This is a genomic window from Mycetocola sp., assembly GCF_046716805.1.
In the GTDB taxonomy this organism is placed as follows: domain Bacteria; phylum Actinomycetota; class Actinomycetes; order Actinomycetales; family Microbacteriaceae; genus Mycetocola_A.
Genome location: NZ_JBKJWH010000089.1, coordinates 1 through 10,021, shown reverse-complemented (window position 1 = coordinate 10,021; position 10,021 = coordinate 1). Strand labels below are relative to the sequence as shown.

General features: G+C 67.8%; 10 protein-coding genes. 5 read left to right on the top strand and 5 right to left on the bottom strand.

Translation table 11 applies throughout. From position 1 onward, the window contains the following. The coding region (locus ACLQ62_RS07430; protein ID WP_411721012.1) for a GNAT family N-acetyltransferase at positions 1 to 180 on the bottom strand (180 nt) is incomplete at its 3' end. Positions 181 to 245: 65 nt separating this feature from the next. Between ACLQ62_RS07430 and ACLQ62_RS07425 the strand changes: the two genes are divergently transcribed. Then, complete coding sequence (locus tag ACLQ62_RS07425; protein ID WP_411721011.1) at positions 246 to 608, top strand: VOC family protein; 363 nt, start codon at positions 246 to 248, stop codon at positions 606 to 608. Positions 609 to 652: 44 nt separating this feature from the next. After that, positions 653 to 1,204, top strand: coding sequence for a dihydrofolate reductase family protein (locus tag ACLQ62_RS07420; RefSeq protein WP_411721010.1), 552 nt, complete (start codon positions 653 to 655; stop codon positions 1,202 to 1,204). Positions 1,205 to 1,258: 54 nt separating this feature from the next. On the opposite strand, the gene ACLQ62_RS07415 is transcribed toward ACLQ62_RS07420, so the two are convergent. The 3 genes from ACLQ62_RS07415 to ACLQ62_RS07405 form a co-directional block, all read right to left on the bottom strand. Next, complete coding sequence (locus ACLQ62_RS07415; protein WP_411721009.1) at positions 1,259 to 2,773, bottom strand: DHA2 family efflux MFS transporter permease subunit; 1,515 nt, start codon at positions 2,771 to 2,773, stop codon at positions 1,259 to 1,261. 220 nt (positions 2,774 to 2,993) lie between these two features. Further along, positions 2,994 to 3,866 (bottom strand): NAD(P)H-hydrate dehydratase, encoded by an 873-nt coding sequence (locus ACLQ62_RS07410; RefSeq protein WP_411721008.1) that lies wholly within the window; start codon positions 3,864 to 3,866, stop codon positions 2,994 to 2,996. Then, the gene (locus ACLQ62_RS07405; protein ID WP_411721007.1) at positions 3,850 to 4,590 is read right to left on the bottom strand and encodes a histidine phosphatase family protein; all 741 of its coding nucleotides are present in this window, start codon (positions 4,588 to 4,590) and stop codon (positions 3,850 to 3,852) included. Before ACLQ62_RS07405 ends, ACLQ62_RS07410 begins: the two co-directional genes overlap by 17 nt. Positions 4,591 to 4,726: 136 nt before the next feature. Here ACLQ62_RS07405 and ACLQ62_RS07400 point away from each other — a divergent pair, with 136 nt between their 5' ends. The 3 genes from ACLQ62_RS07400 to ACLQ62_RS07390 all read left to right on the top strand — a co-directional run bounded on the left by ACLQ62_RS07400 (position 4,727) and on the right by ACLQ62_RS07390 (position 9,186). After that, positions 4,727 to 5,962, top strand: coding sequence for an exonuclease SbcCD subunit D (locus ACLQ62_RS07400; RefSeq protein ID WP_411721006.1), 1,236 nt, complete (start codon positions 4,727 to 4,729; stop codon positions 5,960 to 5,962). Further along, positions 5,959 to 8,940 (top strand): AAA family ATPase, encoded by a 2,982-nt coding sequence (locus tag ACLQ62_RS07395; protein WP_411721005.1) that lies wholly within the window; start codon positions 5,959 to 5,961, stop codon positions 8,938 to 8,940. Before ACLQ62_RS07400 ends, ACLQ62_RS07395 begins: the two co-directional genes overlap by 4 nt. A gap of 63 nt (positions 8,941 to 9,003) precedes the next feature. Next, positions 9,004 to 9,186: a PspC domain-containing protein gene (locus tag ACLQ62_RS07390; protein ID WP_411721004.1), complete on the top strand. Its 183-nt coding sequence runs from the start codon at positions 9,004 to 9,006 to the stop codon at positions 9,184 to 9,186. Between the two features lie 75 nt (positions 9,187 to 9,261). Here ACLQ62_RS07390 and ACLQ62_RS07385 read toward each other — a convergent pair whose 3' ends face one another. Continuing rightward, the gene (locus ACLQ62_RS07385) at positions 9,262 to 9,741 is read right to left on the bottom strand and encodes a hypothetical protein (RefSeq protein ID WP_411721003.1); all 480 of its coding nucleotides are present in this window, start codon (positions 9,739 to 9,741) and stop codon (positions 9,262 to 9,264) included. Positions 9,742 to 10,021 lie beyond the last annotated feature (280 nt).

Sequence of the window (10,021 nt, the reverse complement as noted above, 5' to 3'; positions counted from 1 at the left end):
CACCGCGAATTCGATAAGGGATGCCGCGTAGCCGTTCCCGCGACGCGGGGGTGACGTGTAGGTGTGGGTGAAGTAGATCTGGCCAGGGCGCGCCGAGTAAACCGCCACGCAGACGAGCTCGTCGCCGAGACGGAGCGTGTACCGGTGTGCGTCCGGTTCATGGGCGAATTCAGGAGCCATCTCTCCAGCGTAGTTCGCTCAGGCACCCGTTGACCGTGACCGGCGCCAGTGCTGTCATGGGAGCCATGAGCTCCTTCATCGCAGGCGTCGCCGCCCTCTCGGTCGACTGTGCGGACCCTCCGGCCCTCGCACGGTTCTGGCAAAAGCTCCTGGGCGGGCAGGTCGTGGTGGACACGAGCGGTCATGCGGAGCTCCGGCTCAACGCCAGTACCGAACGCATGGACTTTCTCAAAGTCTCTGAGCGGAAACCCGGCAAGAACCGGCTCCACCTCGACCTCCGCAGCCGCGTCTACGACGCCGCGATCGCTGAAGCGCTCAGCTTCGGCGCGACACTCGCGGACGACATTTACGACGGCGGCGACTGGCAGGTCCTCCGCGATCCAGAGGGCAACGAGTTCTGCATCCTCCGCCCGCGGTCGAACGTGTGATCCGAGCCTTCCCCGGTGTCGGATGCCGGTGGTAGCGTGCGCGCATGACCGACACGTCCCCGACACCCCGACTGACGACATCCGCCTTCCTGGCGATGAGCCTCGACGGGTTCATCGCCAGGCCGGACGGCGGACTGGACTGGCTTCTCGAGGCCGGCGCCGACCTCGGCGACACCGGCTACGACGACTTCTTCGCCGCCGTCGACTCGATGCTGATCGGCCGCAACACCTACGACATCGTCGCGGCATTCGACGAATACCCTTACGCCGGCAAGCGGGTGCTCGTGCTGAGCAGTTCCCTCGAAGCGGTCGACTGGCCGGATGCCACGGTGCATCGCACCCTCGACAACGCTCTCGCGAACCTCGGCCAGGAGGGCAGACGGCATGTGTACGTCGACGGCGGAACCGTGGTGCAGCAGTTCCTCCGGGCGGGCATGCTCGACAATCTCACGGTGAGCATCGCCCCCGTGCTCATCGGGTTCGGCATCCCGCTGTTCGGTCCGCTCGATTCTGACGTCCACCTCGAACTGACCGGCGCGCGCGAGCTTCGCGCCGGCTTCACCCAGGCGACGTACCGGGCCCGCCCGGCCGAATGAGAAACGGATGCCGTACCGCACTGAAGCGGGCCGGCATCCGTTCTCGCGAGGAACTCAGTGTCCGGCGGGCACCCCGGCTGGCGCGTCCGCGGGCTTGCTGACGAAGATCGCTCCGACGATCGCGAGCAGGGAGATGAACGCTCCGACGAGGAACGCGGACCGGATTCCGCCGGCAGCCGCCGCACCGCCGGCGATGCCGTCGCTTGCCAGCGCCGCGCTTGTCGTCGACATGATTGTCACGAACAGGGCGGTGCCTGCGGCACCGGCAACCTGCTGCACGGTGCCGACCGTGGCCGACGCGTGCGCGTACAGGTGCGGCTGAACCGAGCCCAGCGCCGAGGTGAACAGCGGGGTGAACAGGAACGCGAGGCCGAGGCTCAGCAGGAGGTGCGCGCCGAGGAGGTACAACGGCGACGTCGACTCGCCGACCGTGGCCAGCGCCCACAGTGCCGCACTGACGACGATCGACCCGGGGATGAGGAGCGGTTTCGGCCCGAAGCGGTCGTAGAGACGGCCGACGAACGGGGCGAGCAGCCCCATCAGCAGCCCGCCGGGCAGGAGCAGCAGGCCGGTCTGCACCGGCTCGAGGCCGAGCACCTGCTGCATGTAGATCGGCAGCAGGATGATCGTCCCGAACAGCGCTGCCATGCTCACGACCATGACGCCGATCGAGACGCTGAAGTTCGCCGAGCGGAACGTACGGAGGTCGAGCAGCGCCCGGTCGCTGCGTTGCAGCCGGAGCTGCCGTGCGATGAACCAGCCCAGGCCGATCACGCCAACGCCGAGGGCGACCCACATCGGCAGGGCTGCCGTTGCCTGCTCAGCGGCCGTCGCGTTCTCGGGTCCGCTCTCACCGATCCGGCTGAGGCCGTAGATCAGCCCGCCGAACCCGAAAGCGGAAAGGATCACAGACACGACGTCGAGCGGCACGCGCTTCGGCTCGGTCACGTTCTCGACGCGGCGGATGCCGATGACGAGCATGACGAGGGCGATCGGCAGGACGATCCAGAACATCCAGCGCCAGCTCAGCGCGTTGAGGATGATCCCCGACACGGTCGGGCCGATGGCCGGGGCCACCGAGATGACGATCGACACGTTGCCCATGGTGCGGCCGCGCTGGGCAACGGGGACGAGGGTCATGATCGTGGTCATCAGAAGCGGGATCATGATCGCTGTGCCTGACGCCTGCACGACGCGGGCGCCGAGCAGCACCTCGAAGTTCGGTGCGAGTGCGGCGAGCAGTGTGCCCGCCGAGAACAGGCTCATCGCGGTGATGAAGATCGGCCGCGTGTGGAACCGTTGCAGCAGGAATCCGGTGACCGGGATGACGATCGCCATCGTCAGCAGGAACGCGGTGGTCAGCCACTGGGCGGATCGCGCACTGATGTCCAGATCGAGCATGAGCTCGCGGAGGGCGACACCCATGATCGTCTCGTTGAGGATGACGACGAACGTGGCTGCGAGCATCAGCCAAATCACACGGAAATTGCGGGCGGTGTGGTCCGGCTCGGCCGACCGGAGCGTCGAGGTGTGCTCAGTCAGGGTGAGATCGGTGGTGGAGTCGTTCACGGGGAATCCAATGGTCGGGACCGAGCGGGATGTTCACGGGCGGTTCGCGCGGGTGACGCTGCCCCGCGCGGGTGCACAAGCAGCAGCGCAACGCCGAAAGACCAGCGCGAAGGAACGGAACGACGACGCCGGTCGCGCTATTCCGCACCAGCGCCGAAAAGTTCAAGAGAAATGAGCATACGTCACCGGATGCCGCCGGCGGCACCGACATCCGCCGCTACTACGCGCCGATCTCGACCAGGACCCGGGGCAGCTCGTCGAGCAGCTCGCTGGCGAGGAAGCCGAGAGGCCCGACCGGCACGGCCAGCCGGTCGCCGGCGGCCGCGTGCGCGTGGGTCGCCCAGACCGCAGCCTGCTCCGGTGTGGCGCCGCGGGCGCACAGCCCGGTGATCGCTCCGGCGAGCACGTCACCGCTTCCGGAGGTGGCGAGGCCACCTCCGCCGGTGCCGGTGCGCCAGATCCGCCCATCGGGGGAGGCGATGACGTCATAACAGGTGACGACCGCGCGATAGCGGCGGGAGATCCCGGCGATGTCCTCGACGAGATTCTCCACCTCGTGTTCCAGCAGCCGGGCTGCCTCCTCCTTGTTCGGGGTCAGCACCAGCCGGCCCCCGAACGCCTCGACGAACGCCGGAACCTTCGGCAACACCCCGAGCGCGAAGGCGTCGAGAATCATGACGGCGTCGGAACCGACGAGCGGGATCAGGGCTGACAGCATCCGTTCCGCTTCGTCCGGGTCATCGAGGCCAGGCCCGACCAGGACAGCGTCCGCACCGGACAGGTCACGCTCGGCGGCGTCGACGCCTGCTCCGCCCACGTGTCCGTCGGCGGTTTCGTCGAGCGGGACGACACCGCACTCGGGAACAGCGACAGCCACGGCGGTCGCGACCGAGGCGGCGACCGCGAGGGTCAACCGCCCGGCGCCCACGCGCAGCGCCGCCAGCCCGGAGAGCATCACCGCGCCAGGGGAGCGTTGTGCGCCGCCGACGACGATCACCTGGCCGCGGCCGTACTTCGAGTCGCCTGCCTCAGGCAGGGGCCACCCCCTCAGGGAGTTCGGCGTGATCATCTCGTGCTCAGCGTGGCTGGACATCGGTATCTCCTGCGTGTTCGGTGACGGGCGCACCGACCGCTTCGAGGTGGTTGTCGTGGGAGAACGTCTCGAGCGTCCAGAAACGTTCGCCCGGCTGGCGGGTGAGTCGCGTGATCGACGCGTTCAAGACCGTGTTATTGCTGGCGAAGGCGAGGAGTTCCTGCTCCGACCAGCCGAGGCAGAGATAGAGGAAGACGAGGACGACGGCGTCGTGCGCCGCGACGAGAATGGGGCCGGATGCTTCCCCTTCGTCGACATCGCGGAGGAACGACCGGACGCGAAGCGCGACATCCGTCCACGCCTCCCCACCGGGCGGCCGGTAGTAGAACTTGCCGAGCCAGCGCCGCCGAGCCGCCTCCTCCGGATAACGCTGGTCGACACCATGCGAGGTCAACGTGTCGAGGATGCCGAGTTCACGGTCGCGGAGTCGCTCGTCGACGAGGAACGAGCGCTCAAGCCCGCTGACGCCGAGCGCGACAGCGAGCGTCTGCTGGGCGCGAAGGTACGGTGAACTCCAGATCGCCGTCGGCACCGGACCGCCGGCGTTCGCTGCCAGCCACGATCCGAGCGCCTCCGCCTGTCGGACACCGGTGTCCGACAGCGGGACATCCGCATCGCGGTGCTCGACGGGGATGACCTCGAGCAGCGCCCGCTGCGACTCGGTCGCCTGGATGTTCGCCGTCGACTCTCCGTGCCTCACCAGCCATAGTTCTGTTGCGGTCATGCGCCAAGGCTAAACGAGTTCCCGGGCGTCCCCCGTCATTCGCCCGGGGGCTTGATTTCGGGCGTCGGTTTCCCGAGGTGCGGACTTTCCGGCGTCGCGCACGGGCAATGTCGGCGGCCCCGGTTACCGTGAAGACATGAGAATCCTGCACACCTCCGACTGGCACATCGGTCGCACGTTCCACGGTCATTCGACCCTGGCGAACCTGCGCTCGGTGCTCGCCGCGCTGGCGGTCGAGGTGCGGGAGCGTTCGGTCGATGTGGTGGTCGTTGCCGGTGATATTTTTGACTCCGCCACCCCGGCCGCTGAGGCCTACACCGTGCTCGAGTCCGCGGTTTCGGCGCTGCGTGTGGCGGGGGCATCCGTCGTGCTGACGAGCGGCAACCACGACTCGGCCACCCGGCTCGGTTTCATGTCTCGGTTTTCCGGACTGGCCGGCGTCCACGTCGTGACCAGGCAGGAGCAGCACGATGAGCCGGTCACGCTGTCCGACGAGCACGGCCCGGTGCACTTCTACGGCATTCCCTACCTCGAGCCGTCCCTTCTGCGACACCACTACCCGGATGCCACGCTGCGCACCCACGAGCAGGTCCTCGGTTTCGTGATGGACCGCATCCGCACCGACCTGTCCCAGCGGGGAGGCCGCTCCGTCGTCCTGTCACACTGCTTCGCGGTCAACGTACCGGCGACCGGAGCGATCGACGCCGAGCAGGTGGGCGCCAGCGATGTCGAACGCGACATCACCGCCGGCGGCATCGACTACGTTCCGCTGTCCGTCTTCGACGGCCCCGACTACGTCGCGCTCGGCCACATCCATGGCCGGTCGACGCTCAGCGACCGGGTGCGCTATTCGGGTGCCCCGCTGCACTACTCATTCTCCGAAGCCGCGAAACCACGCGGCGCCTGGCTCGTCGACCTCGACGCCACCGGGCTCGCGTCGGTGGACTGGGTCGAGCTTCCCGTGCCGCGGTCGTTGAAGGTGCTCACCGGTTCGCTCGACGAGATCCTGACGGATGCCGCGCTCGCCGAATTCGAGAGCCACTGGCTGTCGGTCGTGCTCACCGACACCGTGCGACCCCTCGACGGGATGCGCCGGCTGCAGGGTCGTTTTCCGCACTGCGTCACCCTCGAACACCGCCCGGCGGTCACCGCGGAGCCGTCGACGGACAGCTACGCCAAGCGAGTGAAGGGGCAAAGCGACATCGACATCGTCTCCGGGTTCCTCGAACACGTGCGCAACGGGGTGGGTCCGAACGATGCCGAAAAAGCGATCGTCGCCGACGTGCTCGCCCAGGTTGAGCGTGCAGATCATGACGAGCCGGCCTTCGACGGGCTGGCGGTCGAACCGATTCTGTCGGAGGTCGACGCGTGAAGATTCAACGGCTGAACGTCGCCGGCTTCGGCCCGTACAAGGACGAACAGCGCATCGACTTCGAACGCTTCGATGACGACGGCATCTTCCTCATCACCGGCAAGACCGGAGCGGGCAAGTCCAGTCTGCTCGACGCCATCTGTTTCGCGCTCTACGGCAGCGCACCCCGCTACGACGGAACCCAGCCGAAGCTCCGCAGTGACTATTGCGAACTCGGCGATCCGACCTGGGTCGAACTCGACTTCCGCATCCATGGCGTCTCGTACCGGGTGCGGCGAGCCCCCGAATACGACCGGCCCAAAAAGTCAGGCACCGGAACGACGACAGAGAAGACGACGGCCGAGCTTTTCGTGTACAAGGAGGGCGGTTGGGAGGGCGTCGCCGCCCGCCCCGTCGACGTCGCACGCAAGCTCGAGGTCATCCTCGGCCTGACGAAAGACCAGTTCCTGCAGGTCATCCTTCTCGCTCAAAACCGTTTCCAGGAGTTTCTCCTCGCCAGCAACGACAAACGGCAGGGCGTGCTCCGCACCCTGTTCGGCACCAAACGGTTCGAGCAGGTCGAACTCGCCCTGAACGAGCGGCGCAAGGAACTCGCGGCCGCGCTCGAGTCCACCGCGGGGGGTTTGCGGATGTCGGCCGAGCTCGCCGCGGGTCTTGTGCAGCACGAGATACCAGCAGAGCCGGGGCTGGACTGGTTCGACGGCATCCTCGCTGAGCTCCGCGAGGCGCAGTCTGCCGCCGCGCAGGCCGCCACCGTTGCCGATGCAGAATTCACCGCGGCCGATGCCGAACATCGCGCGCTCGAGAACACCCGCCGGCTGCAGTTGCGACGCGACAGTGCTCGCGAGACCCTTGCGACCTTCGAAGCCCTGACCGAGTCGATCGACGCCGACCGGGTCCGACTGGAACAGGCACAGCGGGCGGCGTCCGTGTGGGCCCATGTCGCTGCCGTTCGCGGGGCGGCGAACGCGCTCGACAAAGCGGTCACCGTCGAAGCCGAACGACGCGTCGCCTACACCGCCGCCGCAGACGGGGTCCTCGAGGGTGAGACCGACGACACCGAGCTCGACACCGTCGCCGTCAGCCGCGTTCTCGACGACCTCGGTCGCCGTCTCGGCGCCCTCGATTCGGTGCTCGACGACGAGAAGTCCCTCCCTGAACTCGCGGCCGCCGTCCGGCGGAGCGAGAAACACCACGAATCCTGCCGCGCCGCCATCGACGAGGCGAATGCGCTGGTCGCGTCGCTTCCTGCCGAGCTCGACGGCATCGCCACGTCGCTTGACGCCGCTCGGCTCGCCGCGGCTGGTGCCGTGCCGGCTCGGGAGCGCGTCGCCCGGCTGGACGCTGCCCGCGTCGCCGCGAAGCGCGCTATCACCCTCGACCGGCGCCTCATCGAGGCCCGGTTCGCCGAGAAGGACGCCAGCACGCGACTGACCGCGGCGACCGGCGCCCAGGACGACCTCTTCACCAGGCGCCTCAGCGGGTACGCCGCCGAGCTCGCCGGCGAACTGGTCGACGGTTCCCCGTGCGCCGTCTGCGGGTCGGTTGAACACCCGCACCGTGCGACGACCGACGACGACCCGGTGACCGAGGCAGACGTCGAACAGGCGAGAGAAGCCGTCACCGCCCGTCGTGCCGAGCTCGATGCCGCCACGGCAGCGGCATCCGCCCTCGTCGCCCAACTGGCCGAGGCACACACCGCGGCCGGAAACAGATCGATCGACGAACTCGAGACCGAGCTCCTCGAGGCGACCGCCGCACTGATGGAGGCAGAAGCCGCCGTCTCGGTCGTCGCCGACGGCGAGAAGACCCAGGCCGAGCTCCGCGCCTCACTCGAGGCAGCCACGGCGCGGCTCGAGCAGTTGCGCGCCGACCTTGCCGCAGCCGCCGACTCATCGACCACCGCGCGGAATGCTCTCACAGCGGTCACCACCCGGGTCGAAGCGGCACGCGCCACGTTCGACTCGGTGAAGGATCGAGCGGCCTCGCTGCAGGCGGCCCTCGAGGCGGCGAAAAAGCTCGCCGGCGCTCTCGACGATCGGGAGGTTCGTGCCGGCGCTCTTGCCGCCGCCCGCGAGGTTCTGGCCACGCAGTTGATCGAGAACGACTTCTCCGATGAAGGCGGCGTCGAGAAGGCACGCCGAAGCTCAGCGGAGATCGCTTCGCTCGACACCCGGATCCGGGAGCACGACCTCTCCGTCGGCACTGCCCGGGCGACTCTGCTCGAGCCGGAACTCGCTGTGCTTCCCGTTGACCTCGTCGACCTCGCACCGTCCTCAGCTCTCGTCTCCCAGACTCGTTCCGCGCGCGATGACGCGCTTCAAGCATCCGGCCTGCTGGCTGACAGAGTCACCCAGCTCGAGACGATCGTCGCCCGGGTGCACGCCGAGCAGGAGGCGTCGGCCCGACTCCGCGAGGAATTCGACCAGGTCCGTGCCCTCGCCAGCGCGGTGCAGGGTGGCGAATCGAACACCAAACGGATGCGGCTCGAAACGTATGTGCTCGCTGGGCAACTCGAGGAAATCGTCATCGCAGCAAACGCGCGCCTGCGCACCATGACAAGCGGGCGCTACACGCTGCAGCACGACGACTCCGTGCAGTTCCGCAATGTCCGGTCGGGACTCGGCCTCGCCATCCTCGACGAGCACACCGGTCGCGCCCGCGCCACCCATTCGCTCTCCGGTGGTGAAACCTTCCTTGCCTCACTCGCCCTCGCGCTCGGCCTCGCCGAAGTGGTGACGAATCAGGCGGGCGGAATCAGCCTCGACACCCTGTTCATCGATGAGGGCTTCGGCTCGCTCGACCGCGAAACGCTCGACATCGCCATGTCCACGCTCGACAGCCTGCGCTCAGGGGGCCGTACCATCGGGCTGATCAGCCACGTCGAAGCGATGAAGGAGCAGATTCCAGCGAAACTGCGCATCACGGTGACCGATGCCGGCTCCAGTCGCGTCGACACCACCCTCGAACTCGCCTGAACCCCGGCCAAAATCAGGTGGCCCCCGATTGTGGACACCTGGCGGCGGTGTCACCCTGAAGTCATGAAACTTTACCGACCCAGGCGCGGCCGGGTTTTCGCCGGCGTCTGTCTGGCGGTGGCGAACCGTTTCGGCTGGTCGCCCACGCTCGTCCGAGTCCTCACCGTACTCAGCATCATCCTGCCGGGACCCCAGCTCGTCGTCTACATCGTGCTGTGGATCCTCATCCCGAGCGAGAAGGACTGAGCCCTGAGACACCACACATCCCGGGGAGCGTACTCCCCGGGATGGTGCCGGTGCCTCGCGGGCGCCCGATTGCGATCAGCGCCTGGCGGCCCGGATGATCAGTCCGATGATCGCGACGACGGCGACGGCCGCGACCGCGATGACCGTTCCCGGGCGTTCCTCGTACTTGTGCTGCAGATCCGAAACCGCAGAGCTCGCGGCTTCCCTCGCCGCCTCGACGGCGTCGCGGGAGGCAGCCGACGCTTTGCCGGCGATGTCGGAGGCCTGGTCGGAGCGGTCCCGGAAGGAACGGGACGCGTCCCTCGTGGCGTCCTCCAGCTTCGCGGTCGTGTCAGCTGCATGGGAGCCGACAGTGGTAGCGAAGCCCGACGCTGTGTCGCGCACGTCGGATGCCGTCTCCGCGAGGGGGGCGGAGGCCTCGGCTCCACGATCGACGGAGTCGTGCGCTGCGTCCTTCAATGCGTCGGGGACGTCGGGGGCATTGTCGACGGCCTGGTGGGCATCCGTTGCAGCGGCGGTGATGTTCTCGTCAGCACGTTCATTCGAATCGGTCATTGTTTTCCTTTCGGTTGTTCGTGAACTGCCGTCTTCAGGCGGCAAGCAAGCGCCGCGGCGCCCGCCACAGGGGCGGACAGGTACCGCGAAACCCGCGGACGGTCCGGAACAGGGTTCAGGGCGTTATCCGGCGCTCCCGGTGTTCGTCCAGCTTATTCACCCATCCTTTCGCAGATACCCACGCGAACACAGGGGGTTGCGAAGCGGGTCCAGGCGTCTCAACTGCGCAGTAGCATGGGCGCGTGCCGTACCTGTCAGCCTCTTCCCGCGCCGCCCTCGA